Annotated in this window: 18 protein-coding genes; 8 read left to right on the top strand and 10 right to left on the bottom strand. The window is 74.6% G+C overall.

The window, feature by feature from the left end:
* The first annotated feature begins 115 nt into the window (after positions 1-115).
* The gene (locus ACWHYA_RS00905; RefSeq protein WP_425940037.1) at positions 116-1,084 is read left to right on the top strand and encodes a pseudouridine synthase; all 969 of its coding nucleotides are present in this window, start codon (positions 116-118) and stop codon (positions 1,082-1,084) included.
* 4 nt (positions 1,085-1,088) lie between these two features.
* On the opposite strand, the gene ACWHYA_RS00900 is transcribed toward ACWHYA_RS00905, so the two are convergent.
* A complete protein-coding gene (locus tag ACWHYA_RS00900; RefSeq protein WP_425939730.1) occupies positions 1,089-1,298 on the bottom strand; it encodes a hypothetical protein in 210 nt (69 codons plus the stop codon).
* Positions 1,299-1,356: 58 nt separating this feature from the next.
* Between ACWHYA_RS00900 and ACWHYA_RS00895 the strand changes: the two genes are divergently transcribed.
* Positions 1,357-2,187, top strand: a complete 831-nt coding sequence (locus ACWHYA_RS00895) for a hydrolase (RefSeq protein WP_425939732.1) — start codon at positions 1,357-1,359, stop codon at positions 2,185-2,187.
* A gap of 61 nt (positions 2,188-2,248) precedes the next feature.
* Here the strand turns inward: ACWHYA_RS00895 and ACWHYA_RS00890 are convergent, their stop codons facing one another.
* The 4 genes from ACWHYA_RS00890 to ACWHYA_RS00875 all read right to left on the bottom strand — a co-directional run bounded on the left by ACWHYA_RS00890 (position 2,249) and on the right by ACWHYA_RS00875 (position 6,225).
* Positions 2,249-3,202 carry an acyl-CoA thioesterase gene (locus ACWHYA_RS00890; RefSeq protein ID WP_425939734.1) on the bottom strand — a complete coding sequence of 318 codons (954 nt, stop codon included), beginning with the start codon at positions 3,200-3,202 and terminating at the stop codon, positions 2,249-2,251.
* A 61-nt stretch (positions 3,203-3,263) separates the two neighbouring features.
* Positions 3,264-3,899 carry a LutC/YkgG family protein gene (locus ACWHYA_RS00885; RefSeq protein ID WP_425939736.1) on the bottom strand — a complete coding sequence of 212 codons (636 nt, stop codon included), beginning with the start codon at positions 3,897-3,899 and terminating at the stop codon, positions 3,264-3,266.
* Positions 3,896-5,356: a LutB/LldF family L-lactate oxidation iron-sulfur protein gene (locus ACWHYA_RS00880; protein ID WP_425940039.1), complete on the bottom strand. Its 1,461-nt coding sequence runs from the start codon at positions 5,354-5,356 to the stop codon at positions 3,896-3,898. Before ACWHYA_RS00880 ends, ACWHYA_RS00885 begins: the two co-directional genes overlap by 4 nt.
* Before the next feature lie 113 nt (positions 5,357-5,469).
* A complete protein-coding gene (locus ACWHYA_RS00875; protein WP_425939738.1) occupies positions 5,470-6,225 on the bottom strand; it encodes a (Fe-S)-binding protein in 756 nt (251 codons plus the stop codon).
* Between the two features lie 92 nt (positions 6,226-6,317).
* On the opposite strand from ACWHYA_RS00875, the gene ACWHYA_RS00870 reads away from it, so the two are divergent.
* The 3 genes from ACWHYA_RS00870 to ACWHYA_RS00860 are packed head-to-tail and all read left to right on the top strand — an operon-like array spanning position 6,318 to position 8,226.
* Positions 6,318-7,067, top strand: a complete 750-nt coding sequence (locus tag ACWHYA_RS00870; RefSeq protein ID WP_425939740.1) for a FadR/GntR family transcriptional regulator — start codon at positions 6,318-6,320, stop codon at positions 7,065-7,067.
* Entirely contained in the window at positions 7,064-7,570 is a 507-nt protein-coding gene (locus tag ACWHYA_RS00865) for an acyl-CoA thioesterase (protein ID WP_425939742.1), read from the top strand. The genes ACWHYA_RS00870 and ACWHYA_RS00865 overlap by 4 nt, the downstream gene beginning before the upstream one ends.
* Entirely contained in the window at positions 7,567-8,226 is a 660-nt protein-coding gene (locus tag ACWHYA_RS00860; protein WP_425939744.1) for a hypothetical protein, read from the top strand. The genes ACWHYA_RS00865 and ACWHYA_RS00860 overlap by 4 nt, the downstream gene beginning before the upstream one ends.
* A gap of 31 nt (positions 8,227-8,257) precedes the next feature.
* On the opposite strand, the gene ACWHYA_RS00855 is transcribed toward ACWHYA_RS00860, so the two are convergent.
* Positions 8,258-8,923: a helix-turn-helix domain-containing protein gene (locus ACWHYA_RS00855; protein WP_425939746.1), complete on the bottom strand. Its 666-nt coding sequence runs from the start codon at positions 8,921-8,923 to the stop codon at positions 8,258-8,260.
* Positions 8,924-8,980: 57 nt separating this feature from the next.
* On the opposite strand from ACWHYA_RS00855, the gene ACWHYA_RS00850 reads away from it, so the two are divergent.
* Together ACWHYA_RS00850 and ACWHYA_RS00845 are read left to right on the top strand one after the other, a co-directional pair.
* The gene (locus ACWHYA_RS00850) at positions 8,981-10,270 is read left to right on the top strand and encodes an MFS transporter (protein WP_425939748.1); all 1,290 of its coding nucleotides are present in this window, start codon (positions 8,981-8,983) and stop codon (positions 10,268-10,270) included.
* Positions 10,271-10,291: 21 nt separating this feature from the next.
* The gene (locus ACWHYA_RS00845) at positions 10,292-11,635 is read left to right on the top strand and encodes a hemolysin family protein (protein ID WP_425939750.1); all 1,344 of its coding nucleotides are present in this window, start codon (positions 10,292-10,294) and stop codon (positions 11,633-11,635) included.
* Positions 11,636-11,657: 22 nt separating this feature from the next.
* Here the strand turns inward: ACWHYA_RS00845 and ACWHYA_RS00840 are convergent, their stop codons facing one another.
* From ACWHYA_RS00840 to ACWHYA_RS00825, 4 genes are all read right to left on the bottom strand, one after another.
* Entirely contained in the window at positions 11,658-13,361 is a 1,704-nt protein-coding gene (locus ACWHYA_RS00840) for a glycoside hydrolase family 13 protein (RefSeq protein ID WP_425940041.1), read from the bottom strand.
* A gap of 151 nt (positions 13,362-13,512) precedes the next feature.
* The gene (locus ACWHYA_RS00835) at positions 13,513-13,974 is read right to left on the bottom strand and encodes a globin (RefSeq protein WP_425939751.1); all 462 of its coding nucleotides are present in this window, start codon (positions 13,972-13,974) and stop codon (positions 13,513-13,515) included.
* A 34-nt stretch (positions 13,975-14,008) separates the two neighbouring features.
* Positions 14,009-16,414, bottom strand: coding sequence for a hypothetical protein (locus ACWHYA_RS00830; RefSeq protein ID WP_425939752.1), 2,406 nt, complete (start codon positions 16,412-16,414; stop codon positions 14,009-14,011).
* 66 nt (positions 16,415-16,480) lie between these two features.
* Positions 16,481-17,374: a mechanosensitive ion channel family protein gene (locus ACWHYA_RS00825; protein ID WP_425939754.1), complete on the bottom strand. Its 894-nt coding sequence runs from the start codon at positions 17,372-17,374 to the stop codon at positions 16,481-16,483.
* Between the two features lie 322 nt (positions 17,375-17,696).
* On the opposite strand from ACWHYA_RS00825, the gene malQ reads away from it, so the two are divergent.
* Positions 17,697-19,826 (top strand): 4-alpha-glucanotransferase, encoded by a 2,130-nt coding sequence (gene malQ, locus ACWHYA_RS00820; RefSeq protein ID WP_425939756.1) that lies wholly within the window; start codon positions 17,697-17,699, stop codon positions 19,824-19,826.
* Positions 19,827-19,866 lie beyond the last annotated feature (40 nt).

The raw sequence follows: 19,866 nt of genomic DNA, 5'->3' as shown, positions 1-19,866 counted from the left end.
GGTCGGGGAGGCACGTGCCCGCCCGACCACCACCGCACCGCCCTCGATGGCACGCCGACGCAGGCCCCAGCCCCCGCTCCCGCCCCGGGACGGGCTGGGGCCTGCGCGCGTGCGGATGCCGGTCCTGCCGGCGGACTGCTCTGCGGAGCGCCTCCGCGATGGCTCCCTGGGGCACCCCGGGGACGACTCCGCCGAGCACCCCCGCGACGGCTCCGCGGGGCACCCCCGGGACCGCTCCGTTGAGCACCCCCGCACGGTCGTGGAGTTCCTCGTCGCCGTGACGGGCGACGAGGACGGGGTATGGCGCCGCGTCCGGGCGGGGGAGGTCGTGCTGGGCGACGGCACCCGGGTCGGGCCGGGCACGCCCTACCGGCCCGGTGGCACGGCATACCTCTACCGGGACCTGCCCGAGGAGGTCGTCGTGCCCGGGGAGCTGACGGTCCTGCTGCGCGACGACCGCACCGGGCTGCTCGCCGTGGACAAGCCCCCCTTCCTGGCGACGATGCCGCGCGGCTCGCACGTGGCCCAGACGGCGGTGGTGCTGCTGCGTCGCCGCCTCGGCCTGCCGGAGCTCTCACCGGTGCACCGCCTGGACCGGCTGACGAGCGGGGTCCTGCTGCTGACGACCCGTCGGGACGTCCGCAGCGCCTACCAACGCATGGTGCAGGGAGGTGGGCTCGCCAAGACCTACGTGGCGCTGGCACCGCTGGCGGAGCACCTCGAGCTGCCGACCGTCGTGCGCAACCGGCTCGTCAAGCGCCGCGGTGAGCTCCAGGCGCAGGTCGAGCCGGGCGAGCCCAACGCCGAGACCCTCGTGGAGCTCGACGGGGTGCACGGACCCGGCACCGGCCGCTACCGGCTCACGCCGAGGACCGGCCGGACCCACCAGCTGCGCGTCCACCTCGCCGGGCTGGGCGTCCCGATCCTGGGCGACCCGCTCTACCCATCGGTCCGGGACGTGCCCGCGGACGACTTCTCCTCCCCCCTGCAGCTGCTGGCCCGGGAGGTGCGGTTCACCGACCCTGTGAGCGGGGCCGCGCGGTGCGTCACCTCCGCACGGGAGCTGCCGCTGCGGCCCGCCTGAGCTCCTAGCGGGCCGACCGGGAGGCTCGGCGCCCGCCCAGCATCCCCAGCACCGGTGACCCGGCACCCAGCAGGAAGCCGAAGTCGTACCAGTTGCCCGCCCGCTCCGGGTCGTAGACGGGGAACCGGTCCCAGGCCCCGAAGACGTGCGCGATCAGCACCACCCACGCGGTGATGCCGTTCCAGATGCCCCACAGCAGGTCCTGCCACCACATCGCCGTCGCCTCCCTGGATCTCGGCCGGGCACCCGGTCCCACGCCTAGAGTGGCACACGTGAGCGCTGCCGAGGCCTGGAGGCTGTGCGAGACCTGCGGGGTGGAGAACGACCTCGACGAGCAGACCTGCGCGATCTGCGCCGACGAGCGGCAGTACGTCCCCGCCGGCGGTCAGCGCTGGACCACCCTCGCGCGGCGTGCCGCCGAGGGGTTCCGCGTCGAGATCACCGAGGTGGAGCGCGACTGCTACGCCCTGCACGCCGTGCCGCGGGCTGACGTCGGGCAGAGCGCGACGCTGGTGCGCACCCCGCACGGCAACCTGCTGTGGGAGGTGCCCGGCTACGTCGACGAGGCCGCCGTCCGGGCGGTCGGCGACCTCGGCGGGGTGGCGGCGGTGATGGCCAGCCACCCGCACATGTACGGCTGCCAGCTGGAGTGGGCCCGCGCCTTCGGCGCGACCGTCCACGTGGCCGAGGCCGACCGGGACTGGGTGCGGCGGTGGGGCGACCACGGTGAGATCGTCACGTGGTCCGAGCCGTTCGACGTGCTCCCGGGCATCCGGGTGCTCCAGCCCGGGGGCCACTTCCCCGGCAGCAGCGTCGCCGTGTGGGCGGCGGGCGCGGAGGGCCGGGGGGTCCTGCTCTCCGGCGACACCTGCAAGGCGGTCCCGGACGCCGGGTGGGTGAGCTTCATGCGGTCCTTCCCCAACCTCCTTCCCCTGTCCGCCGCGGTCGTCACCCGGGTGGCGGACACCCTCGCGGGGCTTTCGTTCGACCGGCTCTACGACAACTTCGGGATGCAGGTGCCCGCGGACGCCAGGAGCGTGGTGGACCGGTCGGCGCAGCGGTATGCCGCGTGGGTCCGAGGCGACCACGACGACCTGACCTGATCGCCGGTGCCGTCGGCGGGATGGGCCTGGAGAACATCGTCCTGCAGGCCGCAGGCCGGGCTCACTCCTTGAGCCGGACCATGCCCTCCTGGGCGACGGTCGCCAGCAGCGTGCCGTCGGCGGCATACATGTGCCCGAGCCCCAGCCCGCGGCCGGACTGCGCCGAGGGGGAGGACTGGGTGTAGAGCATCCACCCGTCCACCCGGGCCGGGCGGTGGAACCACATCGCGTGGTCCAGGCTCGCCGGCCGCAGCCGCGGGTCTCCCCAGCCGACGCCGTGCCGGCGCAGCACGGGCTCGAGCAGGACGTAGTCCGAGGCGTAGGCCAGCACGGCCGCGTGCAGCAGCGGGTCGTCGGAGAGCTGGCGCTCCACCCGCATCCAGACAGACTGCTCACCGGGGCCGGGCTCGGCCGGGCCGAGCAGCAGCGGCTCCACGTGACGCAGGTCCAGCGCGCGGGTGCGGGCGTTGTGCCGGGCCACCGGGTGGTCGATCCGTCCCAGGATGTCCCGGTCCGAGCGCAACCCCTCGGGCCCGGGGACCTCCGGCATCGGCAGGTGGTGCTCCATGCCCCCGGCCGGCTCCTGGAAGGAGGCCGTCAGGGACAGCAGGATCCGTCCCTCCTGCAGGGCGTGCACGCGGCGGGCGGAGAAGCTGCGTCCGTCGCGCATGCGCTCCACGACGAACTGGATGGGACGCCGGTCGTCGCCGGGGCGCAGGAAGTAGGCGTGCAGGCTGTGGATGTGCCGCTCCTGCGCGGTGGCGTCCGTCCCGTCCTGGGCCGTGCCGACGGTGCGCCCCGCCGCGATCACGGCCTGCGCGAGCACCTGGCCGCCGAAGACGCGTCCGTGCGCCTGGCGCTGGCTCTGCCCCAGGAAGATGTCCCCCTCGGAGGCGCCCAGGTCCACGGCCAGCCCCTCGGATGCCGCGGCCCGGATGGTCGTCGAGCCCTCCCAGGTCAGGTCCAGGACGTCGAGCAGGGCGTCGATCGGGTCGTGCAGGGGTGCGTCGGTCACGGGCAGGAGCCTAACGGTCGCCGGGCCCGGCGGACCCGCGCCACGGGGTCGCCCGGGCCGCTCACCCCACGACGAGCACGTCCAGGTTGCGCGGGCCGTGCACGCCCTCGACCCGGTCCAGCTCGATGTCGCTCGTCGCGCTCGGCCCGCTGATCCAGGTCATCGCCCGGGTGGGGTCGAGCCGGTCGAGCGAGGCGGGCACGTCGTGGACGACCTGGTCGACGTGCACCACGCACACGTGGTGGTCGGGCACCAGCGACAGCGCCCGACGGCCCTGGTCGTCGGTGTGGTCCAGGATGATCGTGCCGGTCGTGGCGATCCCGACCCGGCAGGCCGTGATCACCGCGCCGACCGCGTCGAGCTGGTCGGCCGAGAGCTGCTCGTCCGGAAGGAGCTCGACGCCGTCGTCGGCGAGCCCGGCGACCCACGAGGCGTCCAGCCCCGAGGGCACCACGACCGAGCGCGAGCCCCGCGCGCGCAGACGCTCGGCGATCGTGCCGGCGACCTCCTCGGGGGTGCAGCGGACCACCTCCGCGCGGTAGTCCGCGACGTTCTCCACGAACAGCTCGACGGTGGCCTCCGGGCTCTCACCCACCTCCTGGATGAGCGGGACCTCGCCACGGTGCCCCACGGGGGTGCCCACGTCCGCGGTCGCGTGCCGCAGCCTGGACAGGATCTCCTCTCGCGCGGTGCTCATGCCGTCCTCCCGTCGTCGCTGCTCCGTCGGCCGTCGTCGGCCCCTCCGTCGTCCCCGTGCGTGCGGGCCCACCACTGCCGGAAGGTCTCCTTCGGCGGCGTCGGCACGTCGCGGGCCTGGGACCAGGCACCCAGCCCGGGCACGGTGCGGATGGTGCGGCCCCCGACGAGCCGGCCGCCCAGGGTGGCGGCCCGCTGGGCCGCCTCGAGCCGTCGGTGGTCGCCGAAGGTCCAGGCGGCGGCCTTCATGCCCAGCGCCTCGACCGACCGGCCGGAGGCCTCGTCGACCACCTGGGTGCGCAGGTGGACCAGCAGCGCGGGGATGTCGATCCGCACCGGGCAGGCCTCGAAGCAGGCGCCGCACAGGCTGGAGGCGAACGGCAGCGACTTGTCGACGGTGGACCCCGTCCCGCGCAGCTGCGGGTTGAGCACCGCGCCGATCGGGCCGGGGTAGACAGAGCCGTAGGCGTGCCCGCCGGCCCGTTCGTAGACGGGGCAGACGTTCAGGCAGGCCGAGCAGCGGATGCAGCGCAGCGCGTCGCGGCCCACCGGGTCCGACAGCACGTGGCTGCGGCCGTTGTCCACGAGCACCACGTGCACGTCCTGGGGCCCGTCGCCCTCGTGCACCCCCGTCCACATCGAGGTGTAGGGGTTCATCCGCTCCCCGGTGCTGGAGCGCGGCAGCAGCTGCATCATCGTGCCCAGGTCGGCGAAGGTCGGCAGCACCTTCTCCACGCCCACGACCGAGATGAGGGTCTCCGGGAGGGTGAGGCACATGCGGCCGTTGCCCTCGGACTCCACGACGACGAGGGTGCCGGTGTCGGCGATGGCGAAGTTGGCGCCGGAGACGGCCACCTTCGCGCGCAGGAACTTCTCGCGCAGGTGCAGCCGGGCCGCCTCGGCCAGCCTGGCCGGCTCGTCGCTGAGGTCGTCCGGGGCGGGGCGCCCCACCGACCCCATCTCGCGCAGGAAGATCTCACGGATCTCGGCTCGGTTGCGGTGGATGGCCGGCACGAGGATGTGGCTGGGCCGGTCGTGGCCCAGCTGCACGATGAGCTCGGCCAGGTCGGTCTCCCAGGCGCTGATGCCGGCGGCCTCGAGGGCCTCGTTCAGCTCGATCTCCTGGGTGGCCATCGACTTGACCTTGACGACCTCGTCGGTGCCGCGCTCCTTGACGAGGTCGACGACGATGCGGTTGGCCTCCTCGGCGTCCCGCGCCCAGTGCACGGTGGCGCCGCGGGCCTGCAGGTTGCCCTCCAGCTGCTCCAGGTAGTGCGGCAGGTGGTGCAGCGCCTCGTCCTTGGCCGCGGCCCCGGCCACGCGCAGCTCCTCCCACGCCTCGACCTCCCCGACCACCGCGGCACGCTTGCCGCGGATGGTGGCGGTCGCGTGGGCGAGGTTGCGCCGCTGCTGGGTGTTGGCCAGCGCGCTGCGGGCCGCCGTCTGGAAGGAGGGCATCCCCAGGAAGGTCTCGGACGTCTTCTGCAGAGGGCCGGAGCCGTCGGGGTATGCCGTGGGGCCGTCCCCGACGTCGCCCGTCGGGACCGGGCCGTGCTCGGCGTGGTCGGTGCTCATGCCGGGTCCTCCTCGGTCGAGGCCAGGATCTGGGCCAGGTGCAGGGTGCGCACCCCGGAGCGCTGACGCTGCAGGATGCCGCCGATGTGGGACAGGCAGGAGTTGTCCCCGGCCACGACGACCTCGGCCCCGGTCTCCCGGACGTGCCGGGCCTTGTCCGACCCCATCGCGATCGAGGTGTCGGCGTTCTTCACCGCGAACGTGCCGCCGAAGCCGCAGCACTCGGTGGCCGCCGGCAGGTCGACCAGGTCGATCCCGCGCACCTCGCGCAGCAGCCGCAGGGGCCGTTCGCCCACGTGCAGCATCCGCAGCGAGTGGCAGGTGGGGTGGTAGGTCACCCGGTGGGGGAAGTAGGCCCCGACGTCGGTGCGCCCCAGCACGTCCACGACGAACTCGGACAGCTCCAGCACCCGCGGCGCCAGCGTCCCGACGGCCGTGGCCAGACCGGTGTCGCCGGCGCGGCGGGCCAGCATCTCGTGCTGGTCGCGGACCGACCCGACGCACGAGCCGGAGGGGGCGACCACGTGGTCGTACCGCTCGAAGACGTCCACGAACTTGCGCACGAGCGGGACCGCCTCGTCGGCGTACCCGGTGTTGGTGAACATCTGCCCGCAGCAGGTCTGCTCGCGCGGGAAGACCACCGTGCAGCCCAGGCGCTCCAGCAGCGTGACGGTGGCCCGAGGGGCCTCGGGCCACATGGTGTCGTTGAAGCAGGTGGCGAAGATCGCCACGGTGGGGCCCTGGCTCGTCATCGAGTCTCCCAAGAATGGTCCGACCATTGGATGGGACCGAGGCTATGGCTAGACTCCCGGGTCGTCAAGGCTTCGCGCCCAGGGAGGTGACGGTGGACGGTCAGGCAGGGGTCCCGGATCCTCCCGTCGCGCCCCGTGCCTACGAGACGGTCGTCGCCTGGGTCGAGGAGCGCATCCTCGACGGACGCCTCCACGTCGGGGACCAGGTGCCCGCGGAGCGCGAGCTGTCGGCCCGGCTGGGGGTGAGCCGCAGCGTCGTGCGGGAGGCCGTGCGCAGCCTGGAGGCGCAGGGGGTGCTGACGCCGTCGGTGGGCGCCGGTCGCGCCGGCGGCACCCGGGTCAGCGCGCTGCCCTCCGGCGCGTTGACCCGGCTGCTGCGGCTGCACGTGGCGCTGGCGCACTTCCCGCTGGACGAGGTCGTCGAGGTCCGGACGGCCCTGGAGCGGCTCAGCGCCCGCCTGGCGGCCACCCACGCCACGGCCGGGGACCTGGAGCGCCTGCGCACCCACCTGGAGGAGATGCGCACCGCCACCGACCGGGAGGGGTTCAACGACGGCGACACCGCCTTCCACGTCGCGCTCGCCCGCGCCGCGGGCAACGGGCTGGCGGCCGACACGACCGAGGCCATCCGCGAGGCGCTGCGCCGACCCCTCATGGAGCTGTTCAGCCGGCTGGAGGAGAGGCCCTACGTCGACCTGGTCGCAGACCTCATGCGCGAGCACGAGGCCATCTACGACGCGGTCGCCTCCGGCGACCCGGCCGCGGCCGAGGAGCTGGTCGAGGCGCACGTGCGGACCGCGTGGCGCCGGTTGCAGGGGCCGGCGGCCACAATGGCCCCATGAGTCCCGGATCCGAGCCCGCCTCCACCGTCCCCCTGCCCGAAGTCCCGCCGGCGGCCCGGGTCTACCCCGTCCCCGTCCGGTGGTCGGACATGGACGCCTACGGTCACATCAACAACGTGCAGTACCTCCGCCTCTTCGAGGAGGCCCGGGTGCTGGCGTTCAAGGACTGGTTCGGGGCCGACCGCGACCTCATCGACGAGGGGATGCTGGTCGTCACCCAGGCCATCGACCACCTGCTGCCGATGGGCTACGCCTACGCGCCGGCCCGGGTCGCGGTCTGGTGCAGCGACGTGGGCGCCGCCTCCTTCGAGCTGGGGTATGCCGTGGGTGGCCCCGACGGGGACGACACCGTCTACGCGCGGGGCCGGGTCACGCTGGTCGCCTACGACCTGGCGGGGCAGCGTCCCCGTCGGCTCGGCGAACCGGAGCGGGCCGCGCTCGCGCAGGTCGCCGGGGACGCCCCGGTCCTGCGCGGCGACCGCCGGCGGGGGCGGCGCGCGTGAGCGCCTCCGGAGGAGAGAGCGCCGTCCTGCGCTTCGCCGACGGCGAGACCGTCGCCGACCTGGCCACCTACGCCGGGCGGGCGCTGACCCTGGACGAGGAGGGCGCGGTGCGGCTGCAGGCCCGGGGGGACGTGCTCGCCGCCTGGGTCTGCGTGCTCCCCGGACAGGGGCTGACCCGGGCGGGCACGGTCCTGGGTCTGCGCACGATGCCGCTGGCCGACGGGCACGACCTGGACGTGGCGGTGCCGCTGCGCGGGCTCACCGACCGCTTCGCCCGCCGCTCGGCCACCGGTGACGCCGGGACCGAGCTCACCGTCCCGCCGACGACCGTGTCCCCGCCGTGGACCGCACTGACCCCGCCGCGGGCGGGCTGGGAGCCGGTGGGCCGCATCCCGGTCGCCGACCTGCTGGTCGCCGCGCGGGCCGGGGTGGCCGAGGTGGCCCGGGGCACGCCCGAGGGAGCCGGCTCCGCCGCGGTGGCCGCCCTGAGGGCGCGGGTGTGGAGCCGTGAGCTGACCTCCGGCGTGCCTGCCGGTGCGGGGCTGGCCGTCCTGTCGCTGGGCTTCGCCCGGGACCGCGACGACGAGGCGACCGTGCACCGCAGCGGACCGTGGACCCGCGTCAGCGTGCCGGCCGGGCACGTCCTCTGCCGCTGAGAGCGGCGGTGGCCGGTCGACCCGGTGACCGTCATCCCTGCCCGGGGGACGGCGCAGGGGACGGGCCTGGTGCGGCCGCCGCGGACGGGGGGTCCGGTGCAGCCGACGGGGACGGGCCCGGTGCGGCCGCCGCGGGCGGGCCGCCCGACCGTCCGGGCTCGGGGTGGAGGGCGACGAACAGGGACCACGGCCGGGCGGCGGGGTCCCGCGGGCGGTCGTGGAACTCCTGGAGCAGCCCGTGCAGGCGGGCGCGGAACTCCTCCAGCTCCTCCGGCGGCAGCCGCAGGCCCAGCCGGGTGAGGTCGTGCTCGTCCTCCGGCACGGCCCGGACCTCGGCCAGGAAGGTCTCCAGGAGCGGGGAGGTGCCGACGGGGGTGCGCACGTGCCAGGAGCGGCCCGTCGCGCGGTAGGGGATCTCGCGCGCCCCGCGCCGCCCCCGGCGGACGGGGAGCGCCTCGAGGAAGCCGGTGTCGACCAGGGTGCGGACGTGGTGCAGCGCCGTCGCCGGGTTCAGGTCGAGGGCCTCGGCGATCTCCCGGTTGGACAGCGGCTCGTCCAGCGTGATCCGCAGGATCCGCAGCCGGACCGTGGACGCCAGCGCCCGCGCCTCCGCCTCGGTGGCGTCGCGGCGCGCGGCGGTCCGCCCCGGCCCGGCAGGGTCGGGTGCACGGTCCGCGGAGGAGGAGGGCGACGCCATACCGGCAGTGTCGCACGAGTGATTGACAAACCTCAATCACTGGCGCACCATCGTCCGGTGAGCACCTCCGCGGGCGTCCCGCAGCGCAGCCTGTGGCACCACCACGACTTCCGCCAGCTGTGGATGGGGGACACCGTCTCGGTGTTCGGCGCCCAGTTCGTCGGCTTCGCGATGCCTCTCATGGCGGTCCAGCTCCTGGGCGCGGACGCCTTCCAGATGGGGCTGCTCGCGGCCCTGGAGTCGCTGGCCTTCCTGCTCATCAGCCTGCCCGCCGGCGCCTGGGTGGACCGGTGGCGCAAGAAGGTCGTCCTCGTGCTGGGCGACCTGCTGCGGGCCGCGCTGCTGCTCACCCTGCCGGTCGCCTGGCTGGCCGGCGTGCTCACGATGGAGCAGCTGTACGTGGTGGCCTTCGCCGTGGGCTGCACCACCGTCTTCTTCGACGTGGCCAACCAGTCCTACCTGCCCGAGATCGTCGGGGGCGAGCAGATCGCCGAGGGCAACGGCAAGCTGCAGGCCAGCCAGCAGACCGCCGGCGTCGTCGGGCCGGCCGCGGCCGCCGCCCTCGTCCGGCTCGTCGGCTCCCCGCTGACGATCGCCGTCACCGCGGTGTGCATGGCGCTCTCCTCGCTCTTCGTCAGCCGCATCCGCCACCGGGAGGAGAGCGCCGACCCGGCCGCCCGGCGTCCGCTCGTCACCGAGGTGCGGGAGGGGATGGCCTTCGTCCTGGCCCACCCGCTGCTGCGCCGCATCGTGGCCTGCACAGGGCTGTCCAACCTCGCCTCTTCGGCCGTCTTCGGGCTCTTCGTCCTCTACGCGGTCCGCACCCTCGGACTGGCCGAGACCACCCTGGGGCTGGTGCTGTCGGTGGGCGCGGTCGGTGGCCTGCTGGGGGCGGTCAGCTCGGGACGCTTCGGCCGGCTCGTGGGGGAGGGCCGCGCGATCCCGGTGGCCGCGGTGGTCAGCGGCCTGGCCATGCTCACCACCCCCCTGGCCAGCGTCCTGCCCGCCGTGCCCACCCTCCTCGTCGGCGGCTTCCTCGTCTCATGGGCGGTCGTGGTCTACAACATCGCCCAGGTCAGCTTCCGGCAGCGGCTGTGCCCGCGGCCCCTGCTGGGGCGGATGAACGCCTCCATCCGCTTCCTCGTCTGGGGGCCGATGCCGGTCGGTGCCCTCCTCGGCGGGCTCCTGGGACGTGAGCTCGGCGTGGTGCCCACCCTCTGGATCTTCTCCGGCCTCGCCGTCCTGGCCGCCCTGCCGGTGCTGCTCTCCCCGCTCCTGGGCATGCGCACCCTCCCGCGCGAGCTCGACGCCCTCGCCGACGACGCCGCGCCGACCCTGCGCCCCTGACCCACGCCATACCCTCGGGTCATGGACACCGCCCTGCTCACCAACGTGCTGCTCGTGCTGCTCTTCGTGCTCATCGGCGGGGTGTTCGCGGCCACCGAGATGGCGATCGTGTCCCTGCGCCCCTCCCAGGTCGACGACATCGAGCGCTCGGGGGAGCGCGGTCGGCGCACCGCCCTGCTGGTGCGCGACCCCAACACCTTCCTCTCGGCCGTCCAGGTGGGCGTCACCGTGGCCGGGTTCTTCTCCTCGGCGTTCGGCGGCGCCACCATCTCACCGACGGTGTCGGTCCAGCTGCAGCGGCTGGGGCTGGCCGAGGCGCTCGCGGATCCCCTGTCCCTGGTCCTCATGACGCTGGTCATCGCCTACCTGTCGCTGGTGCTCGGCGAGCTGGTCCCCAAGCGGCTGGCGATGCAGCGCTCGGCGGGGTTCACCCGCGTGCTCGCCCCTCCGCTCGGCGTCTTCGCCACCCTCCTGCGGCCGGTGATCTGGCTGCTGTCGGTCTCGACCAACCTCGTGGTGCGGCTGCTCGGCGGGAACCCGGAGGCGACCAACGAGCAGATGTCCATCGAGGAGCTGCGCCGCGTGGTCGAGGACAACCGGGACCTGCGGCCCTACAGCCGGCAGATCCTGCGGGACGTCTTCCGGGCCGGTGAGCGCACGCTGGGGGACGTGCTGCGGCCGCGTCCCGACGTGGAGTTCCTGCGCGCCGACCGGTCGGTCGAGCAGGTGGAGGACCTGGTCCGGCTCTCCAGCCACAGCCGGTTCCCGGTGACGGGGGAGTCGGCCGACGACGTGCTCGGCTTCGTGCACATCCGCGACCTGCTCACCATCGACGACGACCGGCGCGCGGGGGTGCAGGTGGGCGACCTCGTCCGGGAGATCACCGCGCTGCCGGTCAGCAAGCCGGTGCTGGCCAGCCTGCACCTGCTGCAGGAGACCCAGCAGCACCTGGCGCTGGTCGTGGACGAGCACGGCGGGACCGAGGGGATCGTCACGGTCGAGGACCTCGTCGAGGAGCTGGTCGGGGAGATCTACGACGAGTACGACACCGAGCCCGACCCCGAGGACTCCCTCGTGCGCGCGGACGGGACCGTCCGAGTCTCCGGGGGGCTCATCGTCGAGGAGCTGGAGACCGCGCTCCACGTGCAGCTGCCGCGGGGCGGCTACGAGACCGTCGCCGGCCTCGTCCTGGCCCTGCTGGGCCGGGTGGCCGAGGTGGGGGACGAGGTCGGCACGGGCCCGCTCCTGCTGCGGGTGACGCGGATGGAGGGTATGCGGATCCGCGAGGTGGAGGTGGAGCGCACCTCCGGGGAGGAGGACGGGGGCGGACCCGGCGGGGCCGCCGCCGGGTCGGGGGACCGCTGACCGGCTCGGGAACGGGCCCGCCTCAGGCCAGCCAGACCGTCGTGTCCTGGGGGAGCCGGCCGTCCTCGAGCCGACCGCTGGCGACCAGGACCTCCAGGTCCGCCGGCAGCTCCAACAGGTCCTCACCGAGGTTGGCCACGACGGTGACCGGCCGGCCGTCCTCCCGCGCGTTGCGGAAGGCCAGCACGTCCGGTCCCCAGCCGGACTCCCAGTGCAGCCCGCCGACGCCGAGGTCGTGCTGGCGACGCAGCCGCAGGAGCGTGCGGTACAGCTCCAGCGTGGACGAGGAGACCCCCTCCTGCCGGTCCACGGCCAGCGGCCCGTAGAGGAGCGGCTGGGGGAGCCAGCTGCGCGAACCCGGGCCGAAGCCGTAGGAGGGCTCCTCGGCCACCCACGGCAGCGGGACCCGGCAACCGTCCCGGCCCAGCTCGACGCCCGCCGTGCGGTGGAAGGCAGGGTCCTGACGGAGCCGGTCCGGCAGCGCGGTGTGGTCGGGCAGGCCCAGCTCCTCGCCGTTGTAGACGTAGGCCGACCCGGGCAGGGCCATCATCAGCGTGGTCGCGGCCCGCGCCCGGCGCAGGCCGAGCACCGGGTTGGGCTGCTCGGAGGCGGTCCCGATCCCGTTGGGGCGGGGCGAACCCACCGGCAGACCCATCCTCGAGGCGTGCCGCACGACGTCGTGGTTGGACAGCACCCAGGTCGTCGGGGCACCCACCTCGTCGGCGGCGCGCAACGAGGTGTCCACGACCTCACGGACGTCCTCGGCGCGCCAGGACATCTCCAGGAACTGGAAGTTGAACGCCTGGTGCATCTCGTCGGGCCGCACGTAGCGCATGGTGCGCTCCTGGCTGGGCAACCAGGCCTCGGCGCACAGGATCCGGTCCTGGTCTGGGTCGCCGGAGGGGTTGTACTCCTCCAGCACCCGCCGCCACCCGCGGTAGATCTCGTGGACCTCCTCCTGGTCCCACATCGGGCCCAGCTCCTTGGTCCGGGGGTCGGTGGTGGCCGGCGGCTCCTCATCGAGGTCGCCGAGCATCCCGGTGCGCACGGTCCAGTCCGGCAGGCCCTCGGCCTTGACGAGGGAGTGGGCCACGTCCACCCGGAATCCGTCGACGCCCCGGTCCAGCCAGAAGCGCAGCACGTCGTGGAACTCCTCCACGACCTCGGGGTTGCGCCAGTCCAGGTCGGGCTGCTTGTCGTCGAACAGGTGCAGGTACCACTGCCCGGGCGTCCCGTCCGCCTCCTGCACCCGGGTCCACGCCAGCCCGCCGAAGACGGACTTCCAGTTGTTCGGAGGCTCGGCACCGTCCGGTCCGCCTCCCTCCCGGAAGACGTAGCGGGCCCGCTCCGGCGATCCGGGTCCGGCGACCAGCGCCTCCTGGAACCACACGTGCTCGTCGCTCGTGTGGTTCGGCACGAGGTCGACGATCACCCGCAGGCCGAGCTCGTGCGCCCGTGCCAGCAGCGCGTCGGCGTCGGCCAGGGTCCCGAACAGGGGGTCGACGTCGCGGTAGTCGGCGACGTCGTACCCGGCGTCGGCCATCGGGGAGACGTAGAAGGGGCTGAGCCAGACCGCGTCCACGCCGAGCCCGGCGAGGTGGGGCAGCCGGGAGGTGATGCCGGGCAGGTCGCCCACCCCGTCCCCGTCGGAGTCGGCGAAGCTGCGCGGGTAGACCTGGTAGATCACCGCGTGCCGCCACCAGGGGGCCGAGTGGGGGATGGGCAGGTGCGGGTCCTCCGGGCCGCCCGCCCGGGCCTGCGCGGCGCGGGGGGAGGGCGGCGGGACGGGCAGGTCGTGCGCGGGGACGTGGGGGCCGGAGGAGGAGGGCAGGTCGGCGGTCACGGGCCACCAGCGTAGGTGCTGGAGCAGGGCGCTCCTACTCCTGCGCGCTCCCGGGGGTGCCGGGCTCCTCCTCCTGGAGGGAGTTCACCATCGCCTGCGCGGCGTGGGCCATGTAGCCGCGCATCTGCTGCTCGTCGAGGGGGGAGAGGCGGTCGGTGATCGTGTCGATCGCGGCGTTCATGTGGCGCAGCCAGCGGTCCCGCTGGGCCGGCGTGACGGCGAAGTGCACGTGCCGCATCCGCAGGCGGGGGTGTCCCCGGCGCTCGGAGTAGGTGGTCGGCCCGCCCCAGTACTGCTCGAGGAACATCCGCAGCCGGTCCTCGGCCGGGCCCAGGTCCTCCTCGGGGTAGAGGTCCCGCAGCGGCGGGTCGTGCGCGACGCCACGGTAGAACTCGGCGACGAGACGACGGAAGGTGTCGTGGCCACCGACCCGGTCGTAGAAGGTCTCCTGGGGAACGAGACGGTCGGCGGGGGCGGTCTGGTGCTGCTGGCTCACCCGCCCAGTGTCTCAGGCGGGCCCGGGGGTCCCGTCATCCCGCCCTCGCGGGGGAGCGCAGCTCCACCTCGAAGCGCTCCACGTAGCCCTGGACGGCCAGCGTGACCACGTCGGTGCGCGCCAGGTCGTGCGGGTCCGACAGCAGCAGCTCGGTCACGACCGCCCTGCTCGTCCAGGAGCTCCACCACCCGTCCGGCAGCCACCAGACGGGGTGTCCGCCGTCGAGGACGCGCACCCGCCCGCGGCCGGCCGTCGTCAGCACGACGGAGGCACCCTCGGGCAGGTCCTCCAGGACCAGGCGGCCGTCCTCCAGGACCAGGCGGCCGTCCTCCAGGTCGGCGCGGTCCCAGCGCCCCAGGACCTCACCCGCCCGCACGGACGCGTCCGGCTCGCCGGACCGGTCGGCGGGGACGGACGTGGGCAGCATCGGCGCCGAGTCGAAGTCGAACTGCTCGTAGGGGACGGGCTCGTACGCGAGGACCGTGGCGGTGCTGTCCGAGGCCGCCGGTGCCAGCACGGAGACCCGGACCTCCCGCAGGGCGGACTCCGTCCGTCCGGTCCTCGGAACCCGACCCGTCAGCCTGCTCGTCGGGCCCTGGGCCCAGGACGTGGCACCCGCGGCGTCGGTGGCGGCCGGCAGGGGAGCGGGACCGAGCTCGGTGGTGACGACGCCGGCCACCTCCTGCCACGCCCGGTCGCTGCCGGCGGGCGGTGCCGGCAGGACCGCGAGGAAGACGGTCCGCGGTGACAGCGGCGTGGGCACCTGGAGCTGGTGGGGAAGGCCGTCGGCGGGGACCTGCCACGCGGCCGCGACGCGATGCCCGGCCAGGTGCTCGGGGGCGTCCGTCGGGCCGACGGGCACGGGCGTGCTGTCGACGTGCACCACCTCGGCCTCGGTGACCTGGACCTGCCACCGGCCCGGGTCGACCCCCTGGGGCGAGACCTGCAGCGTGACGTCGCGCTCCTGTCCCGCGGCGGGGCGGACCGCGTCGGGCAGGGCGAACTCACGCCGGCTCCCCGCCGCGTGCACCATCCAGCCCCCGTCCCGCAGCTCGTGGTCCTGCTCGTGCCACCGGTCACCGTCGTCGGTGACCTCGATCCCGTCCACGGCGAGACCGATGACGCCGCTCTGCCCGAGCCACGCGCCCAGGCGCGTGTCCGCGGCCACGCGCACCCGGTAGGACCGGGACGAACCGGTCCCGGAGGACCACGGTGGCCCCTGCGCAGAGCCGGCGACCCCGTTGCTGTCGTCCAGCACGAGCGCGCCCCGGGCCATCGGTGGTGGCGGGTCGGAGACCGGCTCCTGCGTGCGGGGGCGTCGGTGGGCGGTCTCGGTGTAGGTGGCGAGGACGGCCGTGCCGCGTGCCGGCAGGTCACCGGTCCACCTCAGCTCGAAGAGGTGCTCCGTGTCGTCTCCCGGGGGCGGGAGGGGGACCGGCCGCTGGACCGCCGGGTCGCCGTCCCGCCCCGCGCACCTCACGGTGGCGGTGACGCCGGAGGTGCTCAGGTGGGCCACGGGCACGGCGAGCCGGGGATCGAGCACGGGGAGGTCGCACCAGAGGACGGCGAAGACGGCGCTGCCCGACCGGGGTCGGGTGTCGATGGAGAGGGGACGGGTGGTCCGTGCGTAGTCGACCGGGGTGGACCCGATCAGGCGCAGACCCTCCAGGCTGGACGGCGGGTCGCCCTCGGCGTCGAGGACCCATCCGCGCAGGGTCAGGTCGGTGCTGCTCCACGCGCCGGACGCCACAGGTCCGGATCCGCCGCCGAGGTCGTCGGGCGCCTCGTCCCGACCGCCGAGCGACACCACCGCGCCGCCGACGCTGACCGCGGCCACGGTCGCGACGACGACGGCACGCCTGCCTCCGGGTCTGCCGCGGGTGGTGGTGCTGGCGGTCCGGGTCGGTTCCCGGATGCCGGTGTCCCCGTGGGCCAACGAGGCGACGACCGCGGCGACCACCTCGTCCGCGGGGCGTTCGTGCTGGTCCGCGACCGACCGGAGCGCAGCGCCCAGCCCGTCGGTCCTGGGTACGAGCCGGACCACACGTGCCGTGTGGGTGCGCAGCGCCCGCCCGGCGCGTCGCGGCGTCCAGCCCTCCACGAGGGTGAGCACCGCGGCCGCGCGCTGCCGCGGTGACGCGGACGTCAGGGCGTCACCGGCGTCGGTCGTGGTCCCGAGGGCATCGACGCGGTCACCCTGTCGCGGGGACCGGCGCAGGTAGACCCGGACCAGCTCGGTCGTCAGCGCCTCGGGCGGACCGAGCAGGCCCGGCGTCCGCACGGGCCCGCGCACCCGGGGCGACAGACGTCGGAAGGCCTGGACCACCAGCTGGTCGGCGGCCGCAGGGTCCCCGGTGAGCATCACCGCCCTGCGACGCAGGGACGGGGCGTGGCGGCGGACAGCCTCCTCGAGCACCGCCGTCCGGGCGTTCCCGGCCATTCCTCATCGTCCCACCCGGGGGAGAGCCCGTACAGGGGCCGCACCCGGACGACGCGCGCCGTCGGGTCAGGCCTGCGGGCCGCCCCACGGGGAGATGGTCGGACCGCGCACCCCGGCCTCGTCGAAGGCGCGCTTGGCCCGCTCGAGGATCTCCCGGGGGATGGCGAACTGTTCGCCGGGACGTGTCTTGGCGAAGATCCGCAGGGTCATCGTCCCCCCGGAGACCGACTCCACCCCGGCGACCGCCGGGGTCTCCAGCAGCCGGTCGATCCACGCCGGGTCGGCGGCGGTCTCCTCCACGACCCGGCGCAGCAGCTCGGTGACCCGGTGCGGGTCCTCGTCGTAGGCGACCGGGACGTCGATCGTGGCCACGGCCCAGCCCTGGCTCTTGTTGCCGATCCGCACGATCTCCCCGTTGCGGATGAACCAGACGACCCCGCTGGCGTCGCGCAGCCGGGTCACCCGCAGGGTGACCTCCTCCACGGTGCCCACCGCCTCCCCTGTGTCCACGACGTCGCCGACGCCGTACTGGTCCTCGATGATCATGAAGACGCCCGAGAGGAAGTCCTTGACGAGCGACTGGGCGCCGAAGCCCAGGGCGACGCCGCCGATGCCGGCCGAGGTCAGCAGGGGGGCGAGCGGGAGGCCCAGGTCGGCCATGACCGTGAGCACGGCGATCGTGGCGATGACGAACGTCGAGGCGCTGCGCAGCAGGGACCCCATCGTCAGGGCGCGCTGACGACGGCGTTCGCCGCGGTCGGCCGGGGCCGGGCCGCCGACCAGACGCTCGATGCTGCTGCGCTCGTGGTCGTCCGCCCGCGCGACGGCGGAGTCGACCAGGGAGCGGATGGCCCGGTGCACGATCCAGCGCAGCACGACCGCGGCCACGAGCACGCCGACGATCCGCAACGGCGCCCCCAGCAGCCAGGTGCCGACCTCGGCCCACCCGGGCCAGGTCACCGGTCGCCCGCCGTCGGCGCCGGGACCGGGGGTCGCCCGCCCGGGGTGGTCCGTGTGGCCGCAGTCGTCCGCATGCCCCCATTAAAGAGGTTCGGCCCGCCGGTGCCGGCGTTCTCCCCGCCGGCAGCGGGCGTTCTCCCCGCCGGCAGTGGGCGTTCTCCCCGCCGGCAGCGGCGTTTCCCCGCCCGCACCGGGGGTGCGCCCGCCGACCGTTTCGGTGCACGCCCCCCGGCCTGACAAACTGTGTCCCGCACGCCGCGCCCGGGGACCCGGGCGCCCCGAGGCGTGCGCATCACGCCGCGTTCGTCGAAAGGTCGTCCTCGTGACCGAGCTGTCCCCCCGTCTGTCCGCGCTCGCCGAGGCCTACGGCGTGGCGACCGAGTTCTGGGACTGGCAGGGACGGCACGTGCAGGTGTCCGTCGAGACCGTCACCGCCGCCCTCGGGGCGCTGGGCGTCCACGTCGACGGCGACGCCGACGTCGAGGCGGCCCTCGCCGAGGTCGAGCGCCGCCCCTGGACCCGAGTGCTGCCCCCGGTGGTCGTCGCCGTCCGGGGCCGCCGGCCCCACGTCCCGGTGCACGTGGCCCGGGGGATCCGCTTCGAGGCGCGGATCGTCCTGGAGGACGGCGGGGTCCACGAGGTCGGCGTCCTGGAGGAGACCGACCCGGCGACCCGCGAGCTCGACGGCACGACCGTCGTCCGTGCCGCCCTCGACCTGGGGGAGGACCTGCCGCTGGGCTGGCACACGGTGGAGGTCGCCGCGGGCCGCAGCGTGCGCCGGATGCCCCTCGTCGTCACCCCTGCCCGGCTGGAGCTGCCGGAGTCGCTGGCGGAGGAGGGCTCGCAGACCTGGGGCCTGATGACCCAGCTCTACGCCATGCGCTCGGACGAGTCCTGGGGGATCGGCGACCTCGCCGACCTCGGTGACGCCGGTGCGTGGGCCGCCGGACTCGGTGCGGACTTCGTCCTGGTCAACCCCCTCCACGCGGCCGAGCCGGTCCCGCCGATCGAGCCCTCGCCCTACCTGCCGACGAGCCGCCGCTTCGTCAACCCTCTCTACATCCGGGTCGAGGACGTCCCCGAGGTCGCCTACCTCTCCGCCGCCGAACGCCAGCTCGTGGAGTGGCACGCCGACGACGCCCGTCGCTACCTCGACCTGGACCTCATCGAGCGCGACGCGGTGTGGATGGCCAAGGAGGCCGCCCTGCGGATGATCTTCAAGCAGCGCCGGTCCCTGCGCCGGGCCCGGGCCTTCAACGCCTTCGTCGAGCGCGAGGGCCAGGGGCTGGTCGACTACGCCACCTGGTGCGCCCTGTCCCAGGTGCACGGCACCTGGTGGCGCAGCTGGCCCGAGGAGCTGCAGGATCCCCGCGGCGCCGCGGTGGAGGCCTTCCGCGAGAAGAACGCCGAGGAGGTGGAGTTCCACTGCTGGCTGCAGTGGATCCTCGACGACCAGCTCGCCCGGGTGCAGCGCGACCTCGTCGACACCGGGATGTCCCTCGGGCTGGTCTCCGACCTCGCCGTGGGCGTCCACCCCGACGGGGCGGACGCCTGGGGGCTGGGTGACGCCCTGGCGCGGGGCGTCACCGTCGGGGCCCCCGCCGACCAGTACAACCAGATCGGCCAGGACTGGAGCCAGCCGCCGTGGCGTCCCGACAAGCTCGCCGAGCTGGGCTACGCCCCCTACCGCGACATGGTGCGCGCGGCGCTGCGGGACAGCGGCGGGCTGCGGGTCGACCACGTCATCGGGCTGTTCCGGCTGTGGTGGATCCCGCAGGGGCGCAAGCCGTTCGAGGGCACGTACGTGAGCTACGACCACGAGGCCACGATCGGGATCCTGCTGCTCGAGGCCCACCGCGCCGGCGCCGTCGTCATCGGCGAGGACCTGGGCACGGTCCAGCCCTGGGTGCGCGACTACCTGCGCGAGCGTGGCGTCATGGGCACCTCCATCCTGTGGTTCGAGCGGGACTGGGAGGGCGACGGCGGCCTGCTCGACCCCGAGGAGTGGCGGGAGCTGTGCCTGGCCACGGTCACCACGCACGACCTGCCCCCGACCGCCGGGTACCTGGAGGGGGTGCACGTCGAGCTGCGGCACCGGCTGGGCCTGCTGGACCGGTCCCTGGAGGAGGAGCAGGCCGCCGACGCCACCTCCCGGGACGAGGTGCTCGCGGACCTGCGGCGGCGCGGGCTGCTGCGCGAGGGTGCAGGCGTGCCCGAGCAGGTCGAGGCGCTCCACGCCTTCCTGACGCGCACTCCGGCCAAGCTGGTCGGGGTGAGCGTCAGCGACCTCGCGGGGGACAAGCGCGTCATCAACCAGCCCGGCACCGACGAGGAGTACCCCAACTGGCGGGTCCCGCTCGCCGGGCCGGAGGGCCACGCGGTCAGGCTGGAGGAGCTGTTCACCTGGCGCTCGGCGCGTCGGCTGGCCCGCACGGTCGACCAGCGGCACTGAGCCCGCACGGTCGACCAGCGGCACTGGGACGAGGGTCGTC

This window comes from Ornithinimicrobium carbonis (genome assembly GCF_977012275.1).
The sequence above is the reverse complement of the archived record's forward strand: the minus strand, read 5'-3'. Positions and strand labels throughout refer to the sequence as shown.

Coding starts and splice junctions, on each gene's coding strand:
- ACWHYA_RS00905 (WP_425940037.1), top strand. CDS start 116: ATGCCGGTCCTGCCGGCGGACTGCTCTGCGGAGCGCCTCCGCGATGGC.
- ACWHYA_RS00900 (WP_425939730.1), bottom strand. CDS start 1,298: ATGTGGTGGCAGGACCTGCTGTGGGGCATCTGGAACGGCATCACCGCG.
- ACWHYA_RS00885 (WP_425939736.1), bottom strand. CDS start 3,899: ATGAGCACCGCGCGAGAGGAGATCCTGTCCAGGCTGCGGCACGCGACC.
- ACWHYA_RS00880 (WP_425940039.1), bottom strand. CDS start 5,356: ATGCCCTCCTTCCAGACGGCGGCCCGCAGCGCGCTGGCCAACACCCAG.
- ACWHYA_RS00875 (WP_425939738.1), bottom strand. CDS start 6,225: ATGACGAGCCAGGGCCCCACCGTGGCGATCTTCGCCACCTGCTTCAAC.
- ACWHYA_RS00865 (WP_425939742.1), top strand. CDS start 7,064: ATGAGTCCCGGATCCGAGCCCGCCTCCACCGTCCCCCTGCCCGAAGTC.
- ACWHYA_RS00855 (WP_425939746.1), bottom strand. CDS start 8,923: ATGGCGTCGCCCTCCTCCTCCGCGGACCGTGCACCCGACCCTGCCGGG.
- ACWHYA_RS00845 (WP_425939750.1), top strand. CDS start 10,292: ATGGACACCGCCCTGCTCACCAACGTGCTGCTCGTGCTGCTCTTCGTG.
- ACWHYA_RS00830 (WP_425939752.1), bottom strand. CDS start 16,414: ATGGCCGGGAACGCCCGGACGGCGGTGCTCGAGGAGGCTGTCCGCCGC.